The sequence below is a fragment of the Rhodococcus sp. JS3073 genome, from assembly GCF_026810085.1.
GTDB lineage: Bacteria > Actinomycetota > Actinomycetes > Mycobacteriales > Mycobacteriaceae > Rhodococcus_F > Rhodococcus_F wratislaviensis.
The window spans coordinates 3,831,142-3,853,889 of record NZ_CP113951.1; the positions used below are offsets into that span (position 1 = coordinate 3,831,142).

At 68.1% G+C, this 22,748-nt stretch carries 22 protein-coding genes; 8 read left to right on the forward strand and 14 right to left on the reverse strand.

What is annotated here, in order from left to right; all coding sequences use genetic code 11:
* Positions 1 to 28 precede the first annotated feature (28 nt).
* On the reverse strand, positions 29 to 1,111 hold the full coding sequence (locus OYT95_RS17330; protein WP_268792039.1) for a phosphotransferase family protein: 1,083 nt from the start codon (positions 1,109 to 1,111) through the stop codon (positions 29 to 31).
* 229 nt (positions 1,112 to 1,340) lie between these two features.
* Between OYT95_RS17330 and OYT95_RS17335 the strand changes: the two genes are divergently transcribed.
* On the forward strand, positions 1,341 to 2,654 hold the full coding sequence (locus tag OYT95_RS17335) for an MFS transporter (RefSeq protein WP_268792040.1): 1,314 nt from the start codon (positions 1,341 to 1,343) through the stop codon (positions 2,652 to 2,654).
* Positions 2,655 to 2,703: 49 nt separating this feature from the next.
* Complete coding sequence (locus tag OYT95_RS17340) at positions 2,704 to 4,248, forward strand: acyl-CoA synthetase (protein ID WP_268792041.1); 1,545 nt, start codon at positions 2,704 to 2,706, stop codon at positions 4,246 to 4,248.
* Here OYT95_RS17340 and OYT95_RS17345 read toward each other — a convergent pair.
* The 4 genes from OYT95_RS17345 to OYT95_RS17360 all read right to left on the reverse strand — a co-directional run bounded on the left by OYT95_RS17345 (position 4,224) and on the right by OYT95_RS17360 (position 7,730).
* Positions 4,224 to 5,480, reverse strand: a complete 1,257-nt coding sequence (locus OYT95_RS17345; protein WP_128640357.1) for an MFS transporter — start codon at positions 5,478 to 5,480, stop codon at positions 4,224 to 4,226. The genes OYT95_RS17340 and OYT95_RS17345 overlap by 25 nt on opposite strands.
* Before the next feature lie 222 nt (positions 5,481 to 5,702).
* Positions 5,703 to 6,065: a PH domain-containing protein gene (locus OYT95_RS17350; protein ID WP_037228370.1), complete on the reverse strand. Its 363-nt coding sequence runs from the start codon at positions 6,063 to 6,065 to the stop codon at positions 5,703 to 5,705.
* A complete protein-coding gene (locus tag OYT95_RS17355) occupies positions 6,062 to 7,063 on the reverse strand; it encodes a YihY/virulence factor BrkB family protein (RefSeq protein WP_037228373.1) in 1,002 nt (333 codons plus the stop codon). Before OYT95_RS17355 ends, OYT95_RS17350 begins: the two co-directional genes overlap by 4 nt.
* A 61-nt stretch (positions 7,064 to 7,124) precedes the next feature.
* On the reverse strand, positions 7,125 to 7,730 hold the full coding sequence (locus tag OYT95_RS17360; RefSeq protein ID WP_011596490.1) for a TetR/AcrR family transcriptional regulator: 606 nt from the start codon (positions 7,728 to 7,730) through the stop codon (positions 7,125 to 7,127).
* 109 nt (positions 7,731 to 7,839) lie between these two features.
* Here OYT95_RS17360 and OYT95_RS17365 point away from each other — a divergent pair, with 109 nt between their 5' ends.
* From OYT95_RS17365 to OYT95_RS17375, 3 genes are read left to right on the forward strand one after another with little or no spacing between them, the layout of a single operon-like run.
* The gene (locus OYT95_RS17365; protein ID WP_037228377.1) at positions 7,840 to 8,697 is read left to right on the forward strand and encodes a crotonase/enoyl-CoA hydratase family protein; all 858 of its coding nucleotides are present in this window, start codon (positions 7,840 to 7,842) and stop codon (positions 8,695 to 8,697) included.
* Positions 8,694 to 9,098, forward strand: coding sequence for a nuclear transport factor 2 family protein (locus OYT95_RS17370; protein WP_268792042.1), 405 nt, complete (start codon positions 8,694 to 8,696; stop codon positions 9,096 to 9,098). The genes OYT95_RS17365 and OYT95_RS17370 overlap by 4 nt, the downstream gene beginning before the upstream one ends.
* A gap of 23 nt (positions 9,099 to 9,121) precedes the next feature.
* Positions 9,122 to 10,099 carry an NAD(P)H-dependent flavin oxidoreductase gene (locus OYT95_RS17375; RefSeq protein WP_037228381.1) on the forward strand — a complete coding sequence of 326 codons (978 nt, stop codon included), beginning with the start codon at positions 9,122 to 9,124 and terminating at the stop codon, positions 10,097 to 10,099.
* Between the two features lie 68 nt (positions 10,100 to 10,167).
* Here OYT95_RS17375 and OYT95_RS17380 read toward each other — a convergent pair whose 3' ends face one another.
* The 5 genes from OYT95_RS17380 to OYT95_RS17400 form a co-directional block, all read right to left on the reverse strand.
* The gene (locus tag OYT95_RS17380; protein ID WP_037228384.1) at positions 10,168 to 11,319 is read right to left on the reverse strand and encodes an acyl-CoA dehydrogenase family protein; all 1,152 of its coding nucleotides are present in this window, start codon (positions 11,317 to 11,319) and stop codon (positions 10,168 to 10,170) included.
* A gap of 55 nt (positions 11,320 to 11,374) precedes the next feature.
* On the reverse strand, positions 11,375 to 12,016 hold the full coding sequence (locus OYT95_RS17385) for a TetR/AcrR family transcriptional regulator (protein WP_268792043.1): 642 nt from the start codon (positions 12,014 to 12,016) through the stop codon (positions 11,375 to 11,377).
* Positions 12,017 to 12,026: 10 nt separating this feature from the next.
* On the reverse strand, positions 12,027 to 12,788 hold the full coding sequence (locus OYT95_RS17390) for a 3-hydroxyacyl-CoA dehydrogenase (RefSeq protein WP_005264856.1): 762 nt from the start codon (positions 12,786 to 12,788) through the stop codon (positions 12,027 to 12,029).
* 40 nt (positions 12,789 to 12,828) lie between these two features.
* Positions 12,829 to 14,022, reverse strand: coding sequence for a thiolase family protein (locus tag OYT95_RS17395; RefSeq protein WP_112301528.1), 1,194 nt, complete (start codon positions 14,020 to 14,022; stop codon positions 12,829 to 12,831).
* Between the two features lie 87 nt (positions 14,023 to 14,109).
* Entirely contained in the window at positions 14,110 to 14,910 is an 801-nt protein-coding gene (locus OYT95_RS17400; RefSeq protein ID WP_268792044.1) for a crotonase/enoyl-CoA hydratase family protein, read from the reverse strand.
* A gap of 148 nt (positions 14,911 to 15,058) precedes the next feature.
* Between OYT95_RS17400 and OYT95_RS17405 the strand changes: the two genes are divergently transcribed.
* Genes OYT95_RS17405 through OYT95_RS17415 form a run of 3 tightly spaced genes read left to right on the forward strand, consistent with a single transcriptional unit; the run spans position 15,059 to position 18,396 of the window.
* Positions 15,059 to 16,030, forward strand: coding sequence for an NADPH:quinone oxidoreductase family protein (locus tag OYT95_RS17405; RefSeq protein WP_268792045.1), 972 nt, complete (start codon positions 15,059 to 15,061; stop codon positions 16,028 to 16,030).
* Positions 16,031 to 16,042: 12 nt separating this feature from the next.
* Positions 16,043 to 16,825 carry an enoyl-CoA hydratase gene (locus OYT95_RS17410; protein WP_268792046.1) on the forward strand — a complete coding sequence of 261 codons (783 nt, stop codon included), beginning with the start codon at positions 16,043 to 16,045 and terminating at the stop codon, positions 16,823 to 16,825.
* Positions 16,826 to 16,836: 11 nt separating this feature from the next.
* A complete protein-coding gene (locus tag OYT95_RS17415) occupies positions 16,837 to 18,396 on the forward strand; it encodes a long-chain-fatty-acid--CoA ligase (RefSeq protein WP_268792047.1) in 1,560 nt (519 codons plus the stop codon).
* Here OYT95_RS17415 and OYT95_RS17420 read toward each other — a convergent pair.
* The 4 genes from OYT95_RS17420 to OYT95_RS17435 all read right to left on the reverse strand — a co-directional run bounded on the left by OYT95_RS17420 (position 18,393) and on the right by OYT95_RS17435 (position 21,916).
* Positions 18,393 to 19,166, reverse strand: coding sequence for an alpha/beta hydrolase (locus tag OYT95_RS17420; protein WP_442972560.1), 774 nt, complete (start codon positions 19,164 to 19,166; stop codon positions 18,393 to 18,395). The two genes, OYT95_RS17415 and OYT95_RS17420, sit on opposite strands and share 4 nt — an antisense overlap.
* A gap of 273 nt (positions 19,167 to 19,439) precedes the next feature.
* Positions 19,440 to 19,883 (reverse strand): SRPBCC family protein, encoded by a 444-nt coding sequence (locus tag OYT95_RS17425; RefSeq protein ID WP_328286562.1) that lies wholly within the window; start codon positions 19,881 to 19,883, stop codon positions 19,440 to 19,442.
* A 2-nt stretch (positions 19,884 to 19,885) separates the two neighbouring features.
* A complete protein-coding gene (locus OYT95_RS17430; protein ID WP_268792050.1) occupies positions 19,886 to 21,439 on the reverse strand; it encodes a succinic semialdehyde dehydrogenase in 1,554 nt (517 codons plus the stop codon).
* An 81-nt stretch (positions 21,440 to 21,520) separates the two neighbouring features.
* Positions 21,521 to 21,916 (reverse strand): low affinity iron permease family protein, encoded by a 396-nt coding sequence (locus OYT95_RS17435; RefSeq protein WP_005248960.1) that lies wholly within the window; start codon positions 21,914 to 21,916, stop codon positions 21,521 to 21,523.
* Between the last annotated feature and the right edge of the window lie 832 nt (positions 21,917 to 22,748).

The window sequence follows — 22,748 nt, forward strand, 5'->3', positions numbered from 1 at the left end:
GGCTCCAATCTGTTCGGTGGTGCCGCGGTCAGCGGCGGAGTTCGGACACGGGCGACGCGGCGGCGAGGTCGAGTGCACGGTGCAACAACGGGCCGACCATGTCGCCGACGTCGTCGAAACCTCCGCCGACCGTGTCGCCCTGCGCGTGCCGGGCGTTGATGCCCTCGAGGATGACGGCGATCTTGAAGTCGGCGAACACCGTGTACCAGTCGATGTCGGGAATGTCGATGCCGCGCTGCGTGGCGTAACGGTCGAGAAGTTCGGCGCGGGTGGGGAATCCGTCGAGGCGGGCAAGGCCCTTGGTCACCGGGTTGTCGACCGCGCCGGGCTGGTCCCAGAAGCTCAGCATGATCCCGACGTCGGCGAGGGTGTCGCCGAGCGTGGCCATTTCCCAGTCCAGAACGGCGACGATCTTCCCGGCGTCGCCGCGGGACGTGAGCACGTTGTCGAGTTTGACGTCGCCGTGGACGATGCCCGGGAAGTGCGAGGTGGGCAGCGCCCGGCGCAGCTTGTCGAGCAGCACGGACACCTCCGGACGATCGGTGGTGCGCGAGGCCTCCCACTGCCGGGACCAGCGGTCGAGCTGGCGTTCGAGGTATCCGTCGGGGCGGCCGAACGAGCCGAGCCCGACCGCGTCCGGGTCGACGTCGTGCAGCGCGGCCAGGGTGTCGGCGAGATCCAGTCCGAGCCGGCGACGGTCGTCCGGGGTGAGCGCCGACGCCTGCTCGACCGTCCCGACGGGCCGTCCGTCCACCAGTTCCATGAGGTAGAACGACGCGCCGAGCACGTCCTCGTCCTCGCACAGCAGTACCGCGTCGGGCACCGGGACGGCTGTTCCGGCCAGCCCCCTGATCACGGTGAACTCGCGCCGCATGTCGTGCGCGCTGGGCAGGACGTGCCCGTAGGGGGGACGCCGCAGCACCCACGTCCGGTCGGCGTCGGCGACGCGGTAGGTGGGGTTCGATCGGCCACCGCTGATGAGCGAGACGGCGAGGTCGCCGGTCACACCGCCCTCGAGTGCGCCGTTGAGGTACTTGGCGAGGGCCGTGAGGTCGACGCCTGCCGAGTCCTCCCGGTCGTGGGTGTCCGCTTCGGCGTGGGACGTCGTCATCCGCTGCGTCCTTTCGAGTACGTCGATTGGTAGCCAAACGCTCGTTCGGCCAGTTCTCATCATCAACTGAACGCGAGCCAGAAGTCAATATCTCTATATTCTGCAGCTAGAGGCAATGAGGTGACGTGACAGGCCCGTCAATCGAACACCTTGCCAATCGATCGTTCGCTTGGCATGATCCACGAGACGTGATGCACGTCTCATCCGCCTCCGAAAGGTCAGGACACCTATGACGGACCAGTTGACCGATTCTGCTGCCACCACCGAATGGCGGACCGAAGACCGCATCCGAGCGCGTCGCGCCGCGATCGCGGGCGGCGTGGGCACCCTGATCGAGTACTACGACTTCAGCCTGTACGGCTACCTCGCGATCGTGATGGCGCCGCTGTTCTTCCCCAGCAGCGACCCGGCCACCGCACTGCTGTCGGCACTCGCCGTGTTCGGCACCGCCTACCTCATGCGTCCGCTCGGAGGCATCGTGTTCGGGCACATCGGCGATCGGCTCGGGCGGAAGAAGGCCCTCCTCGCGACGCTCGTCTGCATGGGCCTCGGCAGCATGGCGATGGGATTCCTGCCCACCCACGCGCAAGCGGGGATCTGGGCCACCGTGCTCCTCGTCGTCGTGCGGATGGTCCAGGGATTCTCGGCCGGCGGTGAGGTCGGCGGCTCGGCCACGTTCATCTCCGAATCCGCGCCGCGGCATCTCAAGGCCACCTACGGGGCGTTCACCCCGCTCGGATCCACGATGGGGTTCGCGATGGCCGCAGCGGTCGCGGGCACGGTGTCGGCGTTGACCACCGACGCGCAACTCGAAAGCTGGGGGTGGCGGGTCCCGTTCCTGCTCGCGTTGCCGCTGACGCTGCTCTGCCTGTGGGCCCGCACCCGGGTCGAGGAGACGCACGGCGAGGACGCCGGCTCCGGACCGGCCCAGGCGCCCGTCGTCGCCGTCTTCCGGCGGCAGCCGCTGGCCCTCCTGCAGTCGGTCGGAATCAGTCTGGCGTGCAACGGAACCGCCTACATCGGCCTCACCTACATGAGCATCCATCTGATGAAGAGCCTCGGCTACGAACGCACCCCGGTCTACTGGATCGCGACCGCGGTCATCGGTGTCGTCGCGCTCGCGATGCCGCTCGGGGGCATGCTCGCCGACCGCATCGGACGGTTGCGGTTCACCGTGATCAGCCTCGCCGGATTCGCGATCATCACCTACCCCGCCATGGCCGTCATGCACCACAGCCTGTGGATCGCCGCGATCGCCTACCTCCTGATCATGGTCAACACCGTCGGAACCCAGGTGGGGTCGTACACGCTGATGCCGCTGCTGTTCGACAAGGACGTCCGCTTCACCGGTGTCGCCATGGGCTGGAACCTCGGCGTCGTCATCGCCGGTGGCACCGCCCCCTTCGTCGCCGTCTGGCTCGTGGAGAAGACCGGAAACGTCCTCTCCCCCGCCGTTTTCGTGATCGTGGCGGCGGTCATCGGACTGATCTCGGTGGCCGGCGTGGCCCGCCGGTCCAAGGTCGCGCAGGAGCAACTCGGCTGACGGCCGAACAGAGTTCACCCCTCGCGTTCCACCACGAATTGGAGTAACCATGTATCCCGGCGCTCATGCTGCCACCACACCCGACAAGCCGGCCGTGATCATGGCAGGCACCGGGCAGACGGTCACCTTCGCCGAACTCGAGTCCCGCTCGATCCGGATCGCCCGCCACCTGCTCGCCCTCGGACTGCGCCGCGGAGATCACGTCGCGGTGCTGGCCACGAACACTCCCGCGGTCTTCGACGTCTATTGGGCGGCGATGCGTTCCGGGCTATACCTCACGATGGTGAACTGGCACCTCACGGCGTCCGAGATCGCCTACATCGTCGAGGATTGCGGCGCCAAGGCGTTGATCGTCGACGCCGCACTCGACGCGGTTGCGCGTGAACTCCCCACCCTTACCCCGGCCATCGAGCACCGACTCTCCTTCGGGGGAACGATTCCCGGTTACGACTCGCTCGACCAGGCCGCCGCCGCGGAGTCGGACGTCCCGCTCGCCGACCAGCCCCGCGGGGCGGACATGCTGTATTCCTCCGGCACCACCGGGCGCCCGAAGGGCATCAAACCGGAACTGCCCGCCCGGCAGATCCAGGAACCGGGCGACACCATGACCGGCATGAACGCGACGGTATGGGGAGTCACGCCGGACACCGTCTACCTGTCACCCGCCCCCCTGTATCACGCGGCACCGCTCCGCACCTGCGCGTCGGTGCAGGCCCTCGGCGGCACGGTCGTCGTGATGGACCGCTTCGACGCCGAGAAGGCGCTCGCGTACATCGAGCGGTACCGGGTCACCTACAGCCAGTGGGTGCCCACGATGTTCGTCCGCATGCTGAAGTTGCCCGCCGAGACCCGGGAGAGGTACGACGTCTCCAGCCTGCGCGTCGCCGTGCACGCCGCGGCCCCGTGCCCGGTGGAGGTGAAGCGGCAGATGATCGAGTGGTGGGGTCCGATCCTGTCGGAGTACTACTCGTCCACCGAACTCAACGGCATGACCCTCGTGAATTCGGACGAATGGCTGCGCAAGCCCGGAACCGTCGGCCGCGCCGCGCTCGGCGTCGCCCACATCTGCGGCGACGACGGTGCCGACCTCGCACCGGGCGAGATCGGCACCCTCTACTTCGAGCGGGACACCCTGCCGTTCGAATATCACAACGCCCCCGCGAAGACCCGCGACGCCCAGCATCCACAGCACCCGACGTGGACCACCACCGGCGACGTCGGCTACCTCGACGAGGACGGGTATCTGTTTCTCACCGACCGGAAGTCGTTCATGATCATCTCCGGCGGCGTCAACATCTATCCGCAGGAAATCGAGAACACCCTCACCGAACACCCCGCCGTCCTGGACGTGGCGGTGATCGGGGTCCCCGACGAGGAGATGGGTGAATCGGTGCTGGCCGTGGTCCAGACCGTTCCGGGTGTGATCGGGGACGACGCGCTGGCCGCCGAACTCCTCGACCACGTGCGGGGCCGGCTCGCCCGGTTCAAGGTCCCGCGGAACGTCGTCTTCAGCGACGACCTGCCCCGCACCCCCACGGGGAAGCTCGTCAAGGGCACCCTCCGGGACCGTTATTCCGCGGGAGTTCCTGCCTGAGCCGTCGCCCGCCGGCGGTCGAGGAGGACCGCGATCGTGAGGACGATCAGTCCGGCGACGCCGAGGAGGGCGCCGACAGCGGCCGGGGCGGTGTAGCCGTACCCGGCCGCGATGACGACGCCACCGATCCACGCACCACCTGCGTTGGCGAGGTTGAACGCGCCGTGGATGAGCGTCGACGCGAGCGTCTTCGCGTCACCCGCCGCGTCCATCAGCCGCGCCTGGACGGACGGGAAGATCGCGGTCACGGCCATGCCGATGAAGAACAGCACGATCAGCGCCGTCACCGGGTTGTGCGCGGCGACGATGAACAGGGCGAGGACGCAGATCAGGGCGATCATGCACCCGAACAGCCCGGGGACCACCGCGTTGTCGGCGATGCGGCCACCCACGACGTTGCCGAGGATCATCCCCGAACCGAACAGCATCAACGCCACCGGAACCATCGCGTGCGGCAACCCGGACACGTCGGTGAGCGTCGAGCTGATGTAGGTGTACACGGCGAACGAACCACCGAACCCGACCGTTGCGAAGATCAGCGTCATCCACACCTGCACCCGGGTCAGCGCCCCGAGTTCGGCGACCGGGTTGCTCACGTGCACCCCGGCCAGCGGCGGAACGAGGCGTGCCAACGCCACCAGCGTCACGATTCCGATGATCACCACGAGCACGAACGCGGACCGCCAGCCCAGGATCTGGCCGAAGAACGCCGTCGCAGGCACCCCGACCACGTTCGCGACCGACAGGCCCATCATCACGGTCGCGACCGCCTTGGCACGCTTGCCCGGTTCCGCCAGGTGCGCGGCGACCAACGCTGCGACCCCGAAGTACGCACCGTGGGGCAGCCCGGCGAGGAACCGCGCCGCCAGCAGCGACTCGTACCCGGGGGCGAGGGCGGTCGCGAGATTGCCGACGACGAACGTGGCCATCAACGCGATGAGCAGCGTGCGCCGTTCGACGCGCGCGGCCAGCGCCGCGATCGTGGGCGCCCCGACGACGACGCCGAGCGCGTACGCGGAGACGAAGTGCCCGGCCACCGGCTCCGACACCCCGGTCCCCGCGGCCATCGCGGGCAACAGGCCCATGGACGCGAATTCCGTTGTGCCGATACCGAACCCGCCGAGGGCAAGCGCCAGCATCGCGCCCCGCCGACTCGGCGACGGAATCCGCGGACGCAGAGACGGACGAGCGGTGACCGCAGGTTCGGTGAGGTGAACTGCAGGCGGCGTCATGGCAGCAAGACTCCCGTCGGGCTGATCGTAGGATCGGCGAGCACGTCCAATGGACTCGCCTGAGGATGAACCGGGCCGAGAGAGTGGCACACCGGCTCGTACAAGTATGGGCGAGGCCGCAAGCGAATTGATAATCCGCGCGGGCGTGATTCCACTCACCGGCGCGACGTGTGGGTGCGTCGCCGTGACCTGGGGCGACGCACCGGAGCAGAGCGACCTACGTCACGTGATGTGTTCGAGGATCACCGTGTGCACGTGGTGGGCCTTGTCCATGCCACGGAAGTCGGCCTCGTACGTGGTGTCGGCGACGTTGACGGCGATGCTGCTGGAGGAGAAGAACTGGCCGGCCCACGACTTGTTGCTGAGGAACGAGACCGACCGGATGTTCTTGTACGGGACGGACGTGATCGCGGTGCGCTTGCCGACGAAGCTCTTGTCCTGGATCACGACGCGGAGGTTCGTGATCCCGAGGAAGCCGGTGCCCGCGCCGATGCAGTCGTACACGGCGATGATCGTCTCGCCGGGAAGAATGCCCTGCTGGACCTGCTTCAGTTGCTCCGACTTGTCGAAGATCGGTTCGGTCATGGCTCCTCCTTCGAGGGCGGTCCAGGCCTGTCCATCTTCGCAGAAACTTCGTCGAACGTGACGTGGATGCCCTCGTGCGGTACCGCGCGTTGCGCCTTCGCCTGGTCGGTGAACGTCCGTTTGTCGCCCTCCACGAGGTCGGCCTTGTCCGTGAACGGCCCGAGCAGCGCCCGCGGGTGCAGTCTGTCGACGCGGACGACGTTGATTTCCACGCACACCACGATCGCCGCGGCGGCAAGGAAGAGGAACGCCAGCAACCCCAGCACGACGGCGAACACCCCGTTCGTCACGGACGCCGTGCTCACCACCTTGCTCACGTAATACGCACCGAACGACTGGAGCACCTGCCACAACACGGCTGCCGCGACGGCACCGGGCGCGACGTCGGCGACGGACAGCGGCCGGGCAGTGGCGAGCCGGAACGCGAGGATGAAGATCGCGGAGTTGATCGTGATCGCGGCGAGCATGAGAAGCACGCTGGACGATCCGGACAGGTGCGTCGCGGCGCCGACCGCGGCGACCGCGGCCGTGCCGAGGACGGCGAGTCCGATCGTCCCGAGCAGCAGCAGTCCTCGCAGCCGGCCGCGGATCGGATCGGGCCGCATGTTGCGGGGCACCGACCACGCCGTGTTCATCGCGTTCTGGCTGGCCAGCGCCACCCCGAGGCCGCCGTAGAGCGCACCCACGAGTCCGATCACCAGGCCCGTCACCCCGCCACCGATCCGGTGCGGGTCGGCCAGGTCGGCGCCGATGACCGGGAACTGGCTGAGCGCCGAGTCGATGATGTCCTGCTGCAGTTCGGGGTGCCCCGACAGCACGAAACCGAGCACCGTGGACAGCAGAAGCAGGAGTGGAAACAGCGAGATGAACCCGTAGTAGGCGATCAACGCCGCGAGGTACACACCCTGGTCGTCGAGAAATTTGTACGTGACGGCGATCGGGAAACCCATCGCCGGGTATCTCTGCTGGAGAGCGTCGAGCCGTCTGGCGAACTTCATCTCACGCTCCGTTTCCGCGGCGACCGCTGCCCCGATTCTGCCCGGGACGCGGCGGCGGCGATCAGACGGTCGGTTTCACCATCGCCAGGGCGAGGTCGGCGTAGCGCTCGGCGAGTTCCTCGGGCTTCAGCGGACCGTCGGCGTGCCACCACGTGCACACCGATTGACCCATGTTGATGATGCCGCGGACGGCGTCCCGCGGGAATTCGGTCGCGAAGTCGCCCTCCTCGACACCACGCTCGACGACGTCGCGGAAGAGGTGCTCCTGCTCGTCGCGGAGGGCGACGACGAGCCGGCGGCCGGCGTCGTCGAGGCTGCGTATCTCGGTGGCACCGACCATTGCGTCCAGCTGCCGGGTGGTGTGGAACATGACCCACGCCCGCATCAGCGCCTGCAGCTGGTCGGCGGGGGCGCCCCCCGAGCGGAGCAGCGCACCGCGGGTCATCGCGATGGCGTCGTGGAGTGCGCGCACCATGATGTCCTGCAGGATCTCCTGCTTCGACGCGAAGTGGTGGTAGATCGAGGCGACGGTGATGTCGGCGCCGCGGGCGATGTCGCGCATGGACGTGCCGTGATAGCCGCGTTCGTTCATGTTGGCCACCGCGGAGTCGAGGATCACCTGCCGCCCGGTACCCGTTGCCACGGCGGCCACCTTTGCAGCGCACATCCCTCGGTCTCCGTCCCCGCTCCGATCGTCACACGACCACTCCAGGGTAGTGGGTCCCGTCACAGAACCCGCTCTAGCGATCGTTCGGTAACAATGTCATGCTGGGGCGGTGGATCACATCGGACTCGCCGTCGCGGACGGCATCGCGACGATCACCTTGAACCGGCCCGACCAGCTCAACGCGTTCACCACCACCATGGAGAACGAGCTGATCGCCGCGTACGACCAACTCGACGCGGACGATTCCGTCCGGGCGATCGTGCTCACCGGAGCCGGACGAGCGTTCTGCGCGGGCGCAGACCTGTCGGCCGGTGCCGCCACGTTCGATCACTGGCAGGACGAGGACGAGGACGCCGAGGCCCGCCGCGACGGTGGCGGCCGCGTGGTGCTCCGGATGTTCGAATCCCGCAAACCGATCATCGCCGCGATCAACGGACCGGCTGTGGGAGTGGGCATCACGATGACCCTCGCCGCCGACTTCCGTCTCGCCGCCGACGACGCCCGCATCGGATTCGTCTTCAACCGCCGCGGCATCGTGCCCGAATCCTGCTCGACCTGGTTCCTGCCGCGCCTCGTCCCCCTGCAGACGGCCCTCGACTGGGTCTACTCCGGCCGGGTGTTCCCTGCCACGGAAGCGTTCGACGCCGGTCTCGTGTACAAGTTGTACCCGCGTGAATCCCTGCTCGACGAGGCGTACGCGCTGGCCCGAAGCCTGACCGAGCACTCCGCCCCGGTGTCGGTGGCGCTGTCGCGCCAGATGATGTGGCGGGCACTCGGCGCCGAGCATCCGATGATCGCGCACCGGGTCGAGACACGCGGGATCAACATCCGCGGCATCGGACCGGACGCGCGCGAAGGCATCTCCGCGTTCCTCGAGAAACGGCCCGCCGTGTTCCCCGACAGCGTGCGCGACGACCTGCCCGACGTGTTCGGCGAAGACCTCCCGACCCCGGCGTTTCGCGGATGACGGCCGAACTGCCGGCCCGCCCCGGCGTCGTCGAGCGCTGGCACCACGTCGTCGAACATCGCGACCTCGCCGCCCTCGACGCCCTGATCGCGGACGACGCTGTGTTCTCCTCACCTGCGGTGTTCACTCCGCAGGAAGGGAAGACGAAGGTCCTGGCGTACCTCCGCGCCGCCCTGACCGTCTTCGACGGCACCGGTTTCCACTACGTCGAGGAGTGGTACGGCGACCGTTCGGCGGTCCTGGAATTCGCCACCGAACTCGACGGCATCCACGTCAACGGCATCGACCTCGTCCACTGGAACGACCGCGACCAGATCACGTCGTTCAAGGTGATGGTCCGTCCCGTGAAAGGCCTGCAAGCGCTCATCCCGCTGATGGCCGCCCAGCTCTCCCCGTCGTAAACCACTGCATCAAGGAGAAATTCATGAGCCTGCCCCCCATCCTGCAAGACCGGCTTCGCCTGCCTGTGGTCGCGTCGCCGATGTTCATCGTCTCGGGTCCCGACCTGGTGATCGCCCAGTCGACGTCGGGCATCGTCGGCTCCTTCCCCTCCCTGAATGCCCGCCCGCAACCCGTCTTGCGCGAATGGCTCACCCGTATCACCGAAGCCCTCGCCAAGCACGACGCCAACAACCCCGAGACACCGTCCGCGCCCTACGCGGTCAACCTGATCGTCCACAAGAGCAACGACCGCCTCGACGAGGACCTCGCGACCATCGTCGAGTTCGAGGTCCCGATCGTCATCACGTCCCTCGGCGCCCGCGCCGACGTCAACGAGGCCATCCACAGCTACGGCGGCATCGTTCTCCACGACGTCATCAACAACAAGTTCGCGAAGAAGGCCGTGGAGAAGGGCGCGGACGGCCTCATCGCCGTCGCGGCCGGCGCCGGCGGACACGCGGGCACCCTGTCGCCGTTCGCGTTGATCCAGGAGATCCGGGAATGGTTCGACGGACCGGTCCTGTTGTCGGGGTCCATCGCCCACGGCCGCTCGGTCCTCGCCGCGCAGGCCGCAGGCGCCGACCTCGCCTACATCGGCTCCGCGTTCATCGCCACCGAAGAGGCCAACGCGGACCAGCGGTACAAGCAGATGATCGTCGACTCCACCGCGTCCGACATCGTCTACTCCAACCTGTTCACCGGCGTGCACGGCAACTACCTGCGCGGCAGCATCGAGGCCGCCGGCCTCGACCCGCACAACCTCGCCGTGTCGGACCCGTCCGCCATGGACTTCGGTGTCGGCGAGGACGCGGACACTGCCGCGAAGTCGGAAGCCAAGCCCTGGCGCGACATCTGGGGCGCCGGACAGGGTATCGGCGCCGTCGACGCCGTCGTCCCGGCAGCGGAGATCGTCGAGCGCCTCACCCGCGAGTACGGTGACGCGCGGGCTCGCCTGCTCTAGGCGCTTCGCGCCCGTGCGCGGTTAAGGAGTCCAGAGACTCGTCAACCACGCACGGGCGGCGTAGCCGCCTATCCTGCCGCGATATCGCGGCCGATGATTTCCTTCATGATCTCGGTGGTGCCGCCGTAGATCGTCTGGATCCGGCTGTCGACGTACGCGCGGCCGATGGGGTACTCCATCATGTAGCCGTAGCCGCCGTGCAACTGGACGCAGCGGTCGACGACACGCTTCTGCAGCTCACTGGCCCACCACTTGCCCTTCGACGCGTCGACGGCGGTGAGTTCGTCCGCGTTCAACGCGAGTACGCACCGGTCGATGTGCGATTCGGTCACCTCGATCTCGGTGAGCATCTCCGCCAGCGCGAACCGGGTGTTCTGCAGATCGCCGATCGGCTTGCCGAACGCCTTGCGCTCGAACACGTAGTCCCTCGTCCACCGGTAGGCGGCCTTCGCTGCGGCGATTGCGTTGACCGCGATCGAAATGCGTTCGAGGGGCAGGTTTTCCATGAGATGAACGAATCCGCGACCCTCGGTGCCGAGCAGATTGTTCGCGGGTACCCGCACGTCCTCGAACACGAGCTCGGCCGTGTCCTGACCGGCCAGGCCCACCTTGTGCAGCTTGCGGCCACGGCTGAAGCCGGGCGTGCCCCGCTCCACGACGAGCAGGGAGAAGCCCTTGGAACCGGCGTTCGGGTCGGTGCGCGCGACGACGATGACGAGGTCGGAGTGAATGCCGTTGGTGATGAACGTCTTCTGGCCGTTGATCACCCACTCGTCGCCGTCGCGCACGGCGGTGGTCTTCACGCCCTGCAGATCGCTGCCGGCACCGGGCTCGGTCATCGCGATCGCGCCGATCAGCTCGCCCGCGGCCATACCGGGCAGCCACCGCTGCTTCTGCTCGTCGGTGCCGAGGTTCGCGATGTACGGGATGGCAATGTCGTCCTGGAGGGACAGTCCCGAACCGAACGATGTCGTCGCGGTGCGGGCGATCTCCTCGGCGACGACGTACCGGAACCGGTAGTCGGTGACGCCTGAGCCACCGAACTCCTCGGGTACACCGAGTCCGACGATCCCGGACTTGCCGGCCGCCAGCCATGCCGAGCGGTCGATGAGCCGCTCGGATTCCCACCGTTCGTAGTTCGGCTCGATCTCGCGGGCGAGGAACTCGCGCACGGTCTCCCGGTACGCTTCGTGGTCCTTGTCGAAAAGGGTGCGCTGCATGGTCTCTCCTTGTCGCCGGGACGAGCTCGTCCGGCTCGGTGGACCCGGCGCGATGTCAGTGGGCGGGTTGATACCCGACGGTGTGTAGGGCGATGTCGACGTAGCGGTCGGCGACCTGCTCGGGGGTCAGTGCCCCGCCCGGCTGGTACCAGCGTGGAATGGACTGGCACATCCCGAGGAGGGCGCGCACGGTCTCGGGGACGTCCCCACTGTGGAACACGTCGCGGGCGACGCAGTCGGCGACGAGGTCGACCAACATCAATTCGAGCCGCTTGCGGGACGCGGCGTAGCGGCTGCGGCTGTCGGCCGAGACGTGCCGCAACTCGGTGTCGAGGGAGACGTGCCGCACCCGGTACGTCATGTACAGGACGATCGCCTCGACGACGTTGGAGAATTGCGTCACCGCGTCGTCGCCGGCCTCGCGGGCGGCTGCCTCGGCGCGGTCGTTCAGCTCACGCATCTGCATTTCGAACAGGGCCACGAGAACGGCTTCCTTGCTCTCGTGGTGGTAATACAGGGCGGGAACGGTCACCCCGACACGACGGGCGATCTGCCGCACCGTCGTGCCGTGGTAACCGTTCTCGTTGAACAGATCCAGTGCCTGCTCGAGGATGGGCGTCAGCGGCAGGGCCTCGAACGTCCGCCAGTCGCCGTACACCGGCTCCGTCACGGTCGGCCCGTCCTCGCGCAGCGTCACAGTTCGCCGATCAGCGCGGTGCCATGCGGATGGCGCCGTCGAGACGGATGGTCTCGCCGTTGAGCATCGGGTTGCTGACGATGTGCGCGGCGAGCGCGCCGTACTCGGACGGGTCGCCGAGACGCGAGGGGTGCGGGACCTGACCGCCGAGCGACTGCTGCGCCGCCTCCGGCAGGGAGCCGAGCAGCGGCGTCTTGAACAGGCCCGGTGCGATGGTGTTGACGCGGATCAGCAGCGACGCCAGGTCGCGGGCGATCGGCAGGGTCATGCCGACGACGCCGCCCTTGGACGCGGAGTACGCGGCCTGACCGATCTGGCCCTCGTATGCGGCGACGGAGGCGGTGTTGATGATGACGCCGCGCTCGCCGTCGATCGGCTCGTTCTTCGAGATGCGCTCGGCAGCAAGGCGGATCACGTTGAACGTGCCGATCAGGTTGACGGTGACGATCTTGGTGAAGTCGGCCAGCGGGAACGCGCCGTTCTTGCTCACGGTCTTGATGGCGTTGCCGATGCCGGCGCAGTTCACGGCGACACGCAGCGGTCCGAGCGACTCCGCGACATCGAGTGCGGCGGACACGTCGGCCTCGCTGGTGACGTCGCCGGCAGCGAAGCGCACGCGGTCGCCGAGTTCCTTGGCGACGGTTTCACCGTTGGACGAGGGCAGGTCGATGATGACGACGCTGGCGCCGTCGGCGAGCAGGGCCTTGGTGGTGGCCAGGCCGAGGCCCGAGGCACCGCCTGTGACGAGTGCGACGCTGTCGTTGACGATCATGTCTATACCTTTCGGAAGCAGGACTTTTCGGGGAAGTGGGTCAGATGCGTTCGATGATGGTGGCGTTGGCCATGCCCGCGCCCTCACACATGGTCTGCAGGCCGTAGCGTCCGCCGGTGGCCTCGAGGTTGTTGACCAGGGTGCTCAGCAGGCGGGTGCCCGACGAACCGAGGGCGTGTCCGAGTGCGATGGCGCCGCCCCACGGGTTGAGCTTGGCCGGGTCGGCCCCGAACTCGTGCGCCCACGCCAGCGGCACCGGCGCGAACGCCTCGTTGACCTCGTAGGCGTCGATGTCGTCGATGCTCAGCCCCGACTTCGCGAGGATCTTCTTGGTCGCCGGGATCGGCGCGGTGAGCATGAAGACCGGGTCGTCACCGGCAACGGCGAACGAGTGGAACCGGGCCCGCGGGGTCAGGCCCAGCTTCGAGGCCATCTCCTCGCTCATGATCAGCGCCGCGGACGCGCCGTCGGTCAGCGGGGAGGAGTTGCCCGGGGTGATGTGCCACTGCGCCTCGGGGAACCGGGCCGCGTACTTCTCGGAGTAGAACGACGACTTCAGCCCGGACAGTCCCTCGGCCGTGGTCGAGGCGCGCACGGTCTCGTCGGCGGTGTGCGTCACCGTCTCACCGGCAGCGTTGGTGACCGAGATCGGGACGATCTCCTTGTCGAACAACCCCTTCGACAAGGCGTCGGCGGCACGCTGGTGTGACTGCGCGGAGAAACTGTCGAGGGTGTCGCGGTCGAACTTCCACTTGGCGGCGATCAGTTCGGCGGAGATGCCCTGGTTGACGAGTCCCTCGGGGTAGCGGGCGGCGATGCCCGGGCCGGACGCGTCCTGCCCGATGGTGGTCGTGCCCATCGGTACGCGCGACATCGACTCCACACCGCAGGCGATCACGATGTCGTAGGCGCCGGCGATGACGCCCTGGGCTGCGAAGTGCGCCGCCTGCTGGCTCGAGCCGCACTGGCGGTCGACGGTGGTCGCCGGTACCGAATCCGGGAATCCGGCCGACAGCACCGCCGTCCGCGAGATGTTGAGTGCCTGCTCGCCGGCCTGACCGACACAGCCGCCGATGACGTCGTCGACCTGGGCGGGGTCGATGCCGTTGCGTTCGACGATGCTGCGCAGCACGTGCGCGAGCAATTCGACCGGGTGCGTACCGGACAGCGCGCCGCCCGGCTTGCCCTTGCCGGAGGCGAGGCGGACGACGTCCACGATGACAGCGTTGGTCATGATGTTCCCTTTCGAGGAGGAGAGAGTGTGCGGCTGCGCCGCCCGTGAGTACTTATTAACCGCGGGGCGTTAACAAGTACTCACGGGTCAGCGGCCCTGCCAGACCGGCTGGCGCTTCTCGGCGAAGGCCGTCGGGCCTTCCTTGGCGTCGGCGCTGGTGAAGATGGTGGCGATGGCGGCGTTGTTCGCCTCCCATGCCCGGTCGCCCCAGTCGGGTTCGGTTGCGGTGCGGTGGATCATGGCCTTCGATTCGCGTACCGACAGCGGAGCGTTCGACGCGATCTGCTCGGCGAGTTCGAGGGCGACGTCGAGGGCGGTGCCTGCCGGGGCGACCCGGTTGACGAGGCCCAGCTCCTTGCCCTGCGCCGCGGTGATCGGTTCGCCGGTCAGCGCGATCTCCAGCGCGACCTTCTTCGGGATCTGCTGCTGCAGGCGGATGACGCCGCCGGCGGCGGCGAACAGTCCGCGCTTGACCTCGGGAAGTCCGAGTTTCGCTTCCTCATCCACGACCGCGAGGTCACTGGCGAGCACCAGTTCGGTGCCGCCGCCGAGGGCGAAGCCGTTGACAGCGGCGATGGTCGGCTTGCTGATCCAGTGCTGCGCGTATCCGGCGAAGCCCCATTCGGGGTGACCCTCTGCAGCGATGTTCCCGCCCGTGGAGAGGGCCTTGAGGTCGGCGCCGGCGCAGAACGCGCGGCCGGACCCGGTCACGACGACCACCCGCACGTTGGGGTCGTTCTCGGCCTGCTCGAGCAGATTGCCCACTGCGGTCGACAACGCGCCGTTCACCGCATTGAGCGCTTTGGGGCGGTTCAGCGTGATGATGCCGATGCCTCCGCGCCGCTCCCACAGTGCGGCTGCCTCCGTCGTCTCCGTCTGTTCTGGCACGTCTCGTCCTCCGCCTCGCCATGATTACTGATCGCTCGTTAAAGTTAGTACCACGGCGTCACCGACACGGTCAATGGTCGAATTTATCTAGCGCCCGTTCAGTTGCGTCTGGTATGGATATTCAGGGACCGACGGAGGAGATCACCACGTGTATGCCCAGCAATTGACCACCGCGTCCGGCCCCGCCGGAGTGCATCTCGCCGAGATCGACGAACCCGACGGAACCGGCCTCGTCGTCGTGGACCTGCACACCGCCGGAGTCTCGTTTCCCGACCTGCTGCAGACCACCGGCAGCTACCAGATCGTCCGCGAACTGCCGTTCGTGCTCGGAGTCGAGGGCGCGGGCGTCGTCCGTAGCGCACCGGCGGACAGCGGCCTCCGGGCCGGACAGCGGGTGGCCGTCCTCGCGTCGGACGGAGCGTGGCAGCAGACCGTCGCGGTGGAGCCGGACTCGGTGTTCCCGCTGCCCGATTCGGTGTCGCTCGAAGCCGGGGCGGGCTTCCTGATGAACTACCTGACTGTGCACTTCGCCCTCGACGAGCGGGCCCGCTACCGCACCGGTGAGACCGTGCTGGTGCACGGGGCCGCGGGCGGTGTCGGGGTGGCCGCACTGCAGGTCGCGGCCGCGCTGGGGCTCGAGACGATCGCCGTGGTCAGCACCGAGGAGAAGGCCGGCATCGCGAAGGCGAACCGCGCCGATCACGTCGTCCTCGTGGACGGCTGGAAGGACCGGGTCCGCGACCTCACCGGAGGCCGCGGAGTCGACATCATCCTCGACCCGGTCGGCGGCGACCGTTTCACCGACAGCCTGCGCAGCCTCGCTCCCAACGGGCGACTCGTCGTCCTCGGCTTCACCGGCGGCGAGATCCCCACCGTCAAGGTCAATCGCCTTCTCCTGCGAAATATCTCGGTACTCGGCGCGGGCTGGGGCGAGTACGCGCGCACCAACCCCGGCTACACGAACAGGCAGTGGGCCGCCCTGAGCCCACTCGTCGAATCCGGGGCACTTCGAATCACCGAACCCACCGTCTATTCGTTCGAGCACGCCGTCGACGCACTGCGGACGCTCGAAACCCGGTCCGCCACCGGCAAGATCGCACTCTCCGTCCGCCCTTCCTGACAAAGGATCCCCATGAGCTCCGACATTCCCGGTGTGGACACGACCGTCGACGACGGCGTCCTCCGCGTCACCCTCGACCGTCCCGCTCGCATGAACGCGGTCACCACCGAAACCCTGGACGCCGTCAGCGATGCTTTCGACAAGCATGCGGGCGACGCGGAGGTCCGGGCCGCCGTCCTCACCGGCGCCGGTCGCGCGTTCTGCACGGGCGCGGACCTGGGTGGCGAGACGACGTCCGGTCCGCCGTCGGCCGCGACGATCGACGCTGCAAACCGGACGGCGGCCACGATTCGCGCGTTCCCCCGGCCCGTGATCGGCGCGGTCAACGGTCCCGCCGCCGGCGTCGGGGTCTCTCTCGCCCTGGCCTGCGATCTCACGATCGCCACCGAGTCGAGCTATTTCCTGCTCGCGTTCACAAAGGTCGGCCTGATGCCGGACGGTGGTGCCACTGCACTCGTGGCCGCGTCGATCGGCCGCGCCCGCGCACTGAAGATGGCACTTCTGGCCGAACGACTGCCTGCACGTGAGGCTCTCGCGGCCGGATTGATCGCCGACGTGTACCCCGACGACGAGTTCGCCGCGACCGTCGACGCCCTCGCGCGACGTCTCGCCGGCGGACCGTCGGAGGCGTTCCACTTCACCAAGGACGCGGTCAACGACGCCACCCTCGTCGAACTCGACAACGCGTTCGCCCGCGAGCGCACCGGTCAGCTCGACCTCCTCGCCGCCCCCGACTTCCGGGAAGGCGTCGCGGCGTTCCTGGAGAAGCGACCGGCCGTGTTCGGCCACGGCTGAGGACATCCCCGATGATAGCGACGACGAACGCTCAGCCCTTCGCCGCCCGGCGCATCCACTGGGCCAATCATGTTGCCCGGCACGCCTTCGCGAAACCCGATGCCGTGGCGCTCCGGTTCCGGGGCACCTCGACCACCTGGCGTGAGCTCGAGGACCGCAGCGCGCGGACCGCGGCGGTCCTCGCCGCCCGCGGTGTCGGCCGCGGCGACCGCATCGTGCTGCTGCTGACCAACCGCCCCGAGTTCCTCGAGGTGATGCTGGCCGCGACTCGCCTGGGTGCGATCGCGGTCCCGGTGAATTTCCGGCTCAGCCCCGGCGAGGTGCGGTTCATCGTCGCCGACAGCGACGCCACCGTCGTGGTCGTCGAGGATTCACTCACCGGTCTCGCCGCGGAGGTCGACGACAGCGTGCCGGTTCTCGTGGTCGGCGACGCCTCCGACGACGTCTCGCTCGAGACGCAGTTGCGCGCAGCCGATCCCGACGTCCCGATCGCGGACGTGGCGGAAGACTCCCCCGCCGCCATCATGTACACGTCCGGCACCACCGGGCGTCCGAAGGGCGCGGTGCTGTCGCACCTCAATCTGCAGGCGCAGGCACTGACCCTCATCCGGGGATGGCGACTGTTCGACACCGAGTCCGAGGTCAACCTGGTCTCGTCCCCGCTGTTCCACATCGCCGCCCTCGGCAGCGTCGGGCCGTTCCTGCTGATCGGCGCCACCATTGTGATCCACCCGACCGGTGCGTTCGATGCGACCGAGCTACTCGACACGCTCGAGTGTGAGCGGGTGACCAGCGTGTTCATGGTGCCCACCCAGTGGCAGGCCATCCTCGACGACGCCGGCCCCGACGGGCGGGATCTGGCCCTGCGGGTGCTGGGCTGGGGAGCCGCGCCCGCCACCCCGACACTCCTCGACCGCTTGTACGGCGCCTTCCCCGACGCCGCGATCGTCGCCTTCTTCGGGCAGACCGAGATGTCCCCGGTGACGTGCATGCTCGACGGCAAGGACGCCGTGCGCAAGATCGGGTCGGTCGGGAAACCGATCGACACCGTGGCGATACGCGTGGTCGACGAGGCAATGAACGACGTGGCGCAGGGCGAGATCGGTGAGATCGTCTACCGTGGGCCGGGACTCATGGAGGGGTACTGGCGGAACCCTGAGGCCACCGCGGACGCGTTCGACGGCGGCTGGTTCCACTCCGGCGACCTCGTGCGGGTGGACTCGGACGGGTTCGTGTACGTGGTGGACCGCAAGAAGGACATGATCATCTCGGGTGGGGAGAACATCTACTGCGCCGAGGTCGAGAATGCCCTGGCCGCCCACCCGGACATCCTGGACGTCGCCGTGATCGGGCGGCCCGACGAGCGCTGGGGTGAGGTTCCCGTCGCGGTCGTCGTCCCGCGGGCCGGGGCGGCGCTCGAGGTCGATGCCCTCGCGGACTGGCTCGACGGCCGGGTCGCCCGCTACAAGCGGCCTAAGTTCGTCGAGGTCCTTCCCCAACTGCCCCGCAACGCCAGCGGTAAGGTCGTCAAAGGTGTTCTGCGCGAACAGTTCGGCGCGGTGAGTAGCTAGGGCGGTGGACGGAGGTGGCGGACGAGGAAGTCGGTCTCGTCCGCGACCACCCGCTCGAAGAGCGCGCCGAAGTAGGGGTCGAAATGACCGCCCGGGTACACGTGCACCTCGGCGCCCGGGGTCTTGGCCGCGGCCTTCTGCGCGGTGCGGGTGAACGTGACGACGTCGTGATCGGCGATGGCGAAGTAGACGGGGCAGGCGATCTTCGCGACCGTCCTCGTCGGCCGGTACAGCGCCGCCTGCAACGCCACCCGTCCCGGTGTTTCGTTGCGCCACGTCGAACCGGGCGGATCCATTCCGTGGTATCCCGCCTCCGCGTCGGGTGTGGTCATGGCCGCGAACGAGCCCGGTGGCCCGACGACGGGGAACATGTACGGCGGCCGGTGTCGCAGCTGGGCATACCGGTCCCGCAGATAGGCGACCGCCATGCGACCGAGCCCGGCAATGCCGAGTCGGGGAAGGTTCGTCAGACCGTCGACGTACGGAACCTGCGACACGACCGCGGCCACCCGCCGGTCCCGCGCCGCCGCCGTCAGGACGAGTCCGCCGGACAGTGACGTTCCCCAGAGCGCGACCCGGCTGGGGTCGATGTCCGGACGGCTGCGCACGAACGCGACCGCGCTGTCCCAGTCGTCGAGTTGACTGTCGATGTCGAGCAGCTGGCGGGGTTCGCCCTCGCTGGCACCGAAGTAGCGGTAGTCGAACACCAGCGCCGTGACTCCGGCGGCCGCGAACCGTTCCGCGAACGCGTCGAGTCTCTGCTCACGCACGCCGCTCCAGCCGTGCGCGAGCACCACACAGGGTGCTGCCGTGGGAGTTTCGGACCGGCGCCGGTACAGCCAGGCGGCGCAGCGCTGTCCCCGCGAGGAGAACCATACGTCCTCACGGCGGACGTCAGGGCACGACCGACCAGCTTCGACGGGTGTCGGCCGAGGATTCATGGGAGACGCCTCCGAGAGGTGTGGACACCGTTCAGTCTCGGACCCTGCGCGCGCCGGCGACAGCCACCCTAGGGTGAAGAATCGGCACCCCAGGGTGGAAAATCAGCTCTCGAGGGCGACTTTCATGCGCTCGAGGGTCTGCCGCATCCCGTCCTGCATCAGTTGGTCGCGGTCGCTGCCCAGCACCTTCGACTTCTGCACCAGCCGCACCCACCACACGGGAGTCGCGTAGATCTCCCGGGTCTCGGTGACGAGCGTGCCGGAGCCGGAGGGTTCGAGGTGATACGTCCAGCGCGCCTTCGGCTCGTCCGCCTCGAACGAAAACTTTTGTTCCGGAATCACATCCACGACGGTGCAGTGCGTCTTCCAGCGGACCGGTCCGTGCCGGTTGGCGCCGACGAACCGCGCCCCCACCGTCGCGGGCGTGCCCGACGTCCAGCTTGCCCCGGTGTTCTCGGGGCTGAACCGGCCCATGCCCTCCATGTCGGTCACCACGTCCCACACCGTGCCGGGCGGGACGTCGATCAGGATGCTCGCGCGGTCCACGTCTAGCGGCCCGGAATCCACTGCAGCGCCTTCACGAAAGGCGGCATGATCTTGGCCCACACCTTCGGTGACAGTCCGCGCGGACCGCCGAGGTTGAGGATGCGGGTGGTGGCGATGGTCTGCGGTTCGGTGTACTTGAGGAGCCCGTCGTCGCCGTGGCGGCGCCCGACACCGGACACTCCCATGCCGCCCATCGGCGCACCGGTGCTGCCCCAGGCCGGGGCGTAACCCTCGTCGACGTTGACGGTTCCGGCGTGGATCCGTGCGGCGATGGCCTCGCCCTCCGCCTTGGTTCCCGCCCACACGCTGGCGTTCAGGCCGTACTCCGTGTCGTTGGCGCGTTCGATCGCCTCGTCCACGTCGGCGACGGGGTAGATCGAGACCAGCGGTCCGAACGTCTCGTCGCGATAGCACTCGGCGTCCTCGGGGACACCGGTCAGAACGGTCGGCTCGTAGAACAGGGGTCCGAGGTCGGGGCGCGCCTTGCCGCCGGCGACCACGATGGCGCCCTTGACGACGGCGTCGTCGACGTGGCTGGACACGGCCTTGACCTGCGCCTCGGAGACGAGACTGCCCATTTCGATGCCGAAGTCGTAGCCGGCGCCGAGCTTCATGTTGCGGACGCGTTCCCCGAACATCCGGGTGAATTCGGGTGCGATGGACTCCTCGACGTAGATCCGCTCGATCGAGATGCACAGCTGCCCGGAGTTGGAGTAGCAGGCGCGGACGGCGGCGTCGGTGACCTCACGGAGGTTCGCGCCTGCGGTGACGATCATCGGGTTCTTGCCGCCGAGTTCGGCGGAGAAGCCGATGAGTCGGCGACCGGCCTGCTCGGCGAGGAGCTGACCCGTGGCCGAGGACCCGGTGAACATCAGGTACTCGGTGTTCTCGACGAGGGCGGTGCCGACCACCGAGCCCGGTCCGGGGACGACGGCGAACAGGTCGCGCGGCAGCCCCGCCTGGTACAGCAGGTCGACGCAGGCCAGGGCGCAGTACGGGGTCTGGCTGTCGGGCTTGAGGACGACGGCGTTGCCGGCGAGGAGTGCGGCGACGGCGTCGGACACCGCGAGGGTCATGGGGTAGTTCCACGGCGAGATGACGCCGACGACGCCCTTCGGCTGGTACCGCACGACCGTCTTGGTGAGGCCGGGCAGCATGCCGGACATGCGGCGGGGACGCAGCAGCTTGGGGGCGACGCGCGCGTAGTGGCGGGCGGTCATCGAGATGTCGAGGATCTCCTCCTGCGCGGCGGCGCGGGACTTGCCCGTCTCTGCCTGAGCCATGTCCATCAGGGCGTCGCGGTTCTCGAGCACCAGGTCGCGGTACCGGTGGAAGATCGCGGCACGTTCGGTGACGGGACGCGTGGCCCATTCCTTCTGCGCCACCCGGGCGCGTGCGATCGCGTCCTTGGCGTCCTGAGCGGTACCGACCGGGACGGTGGCCAGTTCCTTACCCGTGAACGCCTCGACGACGGACCGCGTCGGGCGATCCGCCGCATCCGGGATGGCGATGAGGTCGGCGAGCCGCGCGAACGTGGCGGCGGTCGGAACAGGCATTTCGTACCCCTACTGGTTAGTAGTTTTTGCGGTTACAGATAACTTACCTGCTTGGTGTGCCAAGTCACAGGGGTGGATGGGCTAATGCCGGTCTTCGAGCCCGACGGCCTCCCGCAACTTCTCCTCCGCCTTCTTCAGCTCCGGGTTGTCCTGGGCGGAGGAATCGAGCAGGGCGGCGAGCGCCTCGGCGATGACATTCAGTTTCTCCTGCAGAGCCTCCGTGGCGCGGCGGCTGGCATTCTCGAGCAGGACCACGAGAAGCAACGTGAAGACGGCACCGGCGGTGTGGATGGCGATCTGCCACTCGTGGAGGTCCTTCCACAGCGGGATGCTGACGACCCACAGCGCGACGACTCCCGCACAGATCCCGAAGAACGGCGCCTGGCTGACCCGGAGTTCGATCTGCTCGACGAACCTGTCGAACGCCGAACGCTGATCGGTGGGCTGCTGACGTGCAGCCTTCGCGTTGCGCACCATCTTCGGAGTCTAGGCGCAGCCACCACTCCCGATATGCCCGTTTCACCCGAGTCGCCTCGATGACGGTGTCGAGGGAGACGACTCAGCTGCCGTCGCAGTGGAGCACCATCCGGGCAGCGCTCGGCGCGGTCGCCGCCGAGTACCAAGCCCCGTTCCGCCGAGTGCGGGGGTCCGGCCGCGATCGCGCTGCCGATCCGACCTCGCCCAGGGCAGGCTGCCTCCGCGCCCGAGATGGACGCGTTCACCTCCATTAGCGATCCGATTTACCGTGGCGGTTCGTCGGCACCGTCCTCGCTAGCTTCCTGCTGTCGATGGCGATCGCGGGGCTCATGACCGGCGCCCCGTGGATCGGCTTGTTCATGCTCGTCCTCGGCGGGGAGTGCCTCTACTGGGCTTCCTGCGTCCGAAAGTGCTCGATGCGCTAATCGTCGCATCGAGAATCTCCAGATGGCTGCTCGGGCGGACGCACAACATGCCCCGATCATGGGTGGCCATCCAGAGCGCCGAGACCGCACAGGTCCCCGAAAGATCCTCTGCCGCAGCACCGTCGATCTCGCGGTCGCCACGACCGCCGTGTGACACGGATCGTGGACGGCGGCACATCGGGGTGGCCGACGATGCCATCGGCGCGACAACGGTCCGTGTCCTGGGCATCGACACGCCCGAGGCGAAGCGCCCCGGTTACATCGTGGGGTGCGGGGGTCCGGAGCGGTTCCTGCTAGTGGCCCCTGCTCTTCGTCTGGAGCCAAATAGTTCAATCGCGCGAGAAGAGACGGTCGGGCTTCATGCTGGATCCACCAGTCCGCTGGTGGCACGGAATGCCTCCGTGCAG

What these genes read in the sequence shown, in the direction of transcription:
- OYT95_RS17330 (WP_268792039.1), bottom strand. Translation starts at nt 1,111, where the DNA reads ATGACGACGTCCCACGCCGAAGCGGACACCCACGACCGGGAGGACTCG.
- OYT95_RS17335 (WP_268792040.1), top strand. Translation starts at nt 1,341, where the DNA reads ATGACGGACCAGTTGACCGATTCTGCTGCCACCACCGAATGGCGGACC.
- OYT95_RS17340 (WP_268792041.1), top strand. Translation starts at nt 2,704, where the DNA reads ATGTATCCCGGCGCTCATGCTGCCACCACACCCGACAAGCCGGCCGTG.
- OYT95_RS17345 (WP_128640357.1), bottom strand. Translation starts at nt 5,480, where the DNA reads ATGACGCCGCCTGCAGTTCACCTCACCGAACCTGCGGTCACCGCTCGT.
- OYT95_RS17350 (WP_037228370.1), bottom strand. Translation starts at nt 6,065, where the DNA reads ATGACCGAACCGATCTTCGACAAGTCGGAGCAACTGAAGCAGGTCCAG.
- OYT95_RS17355 (WP_037228373.1), bottom strand. Translation starts at nt 7,063, where the DNA reads ATGAAGTTCGCCAGACGGCTCGACGCTCTCCAGCAGAGATACCCGGCG.
- OYT95_RS17360 (WP_011596490.1), bottom strand. Translation starts at nt 7,730, where the DNA reads ATGTGCGCTGCAAAGGTGGCCGCCGTGGCAACGGGTACCGGGCGGCAG.
- OYT95_RS17370 (WP_268792042.1), top strand. Translation starts at nt 8,694, where the DNA reads ATGACGGCCGAACTGCCGGCCCGCCCCGGCGTCGTCGAGCGCTGGCAC.
- OYT95_RS17375 (WP_037228381.1), top strand. Translation starts at nt 9,122, where the DNA reads ATGAGCCTGCCCCCCATCCTGCAAGACCGGCTTCGCCTGCCTGTGGTC.
- OYT95_RS17380 (WP_037228384.1), bottom strand. Translation starts at nt 11,319, where the DNA reads ATGCAGCGCACCCTTTTCGACAAGGACCACGAAGCGTACCGGGAGACC.
- OYT95_RS17390 (WP_005264856.1), bottom strand. Translation starts at nt 12,788, where the DNA reads ATGATCGTCAACGACAGCGTCGCACTCGTCACAGGCGGTGCCTCGGGC.
- OYT95_RS17395 (WP_112301528.1), bottom strand. Translation starts at nt 14,022, where the DNA reads ATGACCAACGCTGTCATCGTGGACGTCGTCCGCCTCGCCTCCGGCAAG.
- OYT95_RS17410 (WP_268792046.1), top strand. Translation starts at nt 16,043, where the DNA reads ATGAGCTCCGACATTCCCGGTGTGGACACGACCGTCGACGACGGCGTC.
- OYT95_RS17415 (WP_268792047.1), top strand. Translation starts at nt 16,837, where the DNA reads ATGATAGCGACGACGAACGCTCAGCCCTTCGCCGCCCGGCGCATCCAC.
- OYT95_RS17430 (WP_268792050.1), bottom strand. Translation starts at nt 21,439, where the DNA reads ATGCCTGTTCCGACCGCCGCCACGTTCGCGCGGCTCGCCGACCTCATC.
- OYT95_RS17435 (WP_005248960.1), bottom strand. Translation starts at nt 21,916, where the DNA reads ATGGTGCGCAACGCGAAGGCTGCACGTCAGCAGCCCACCGATCAGCGT.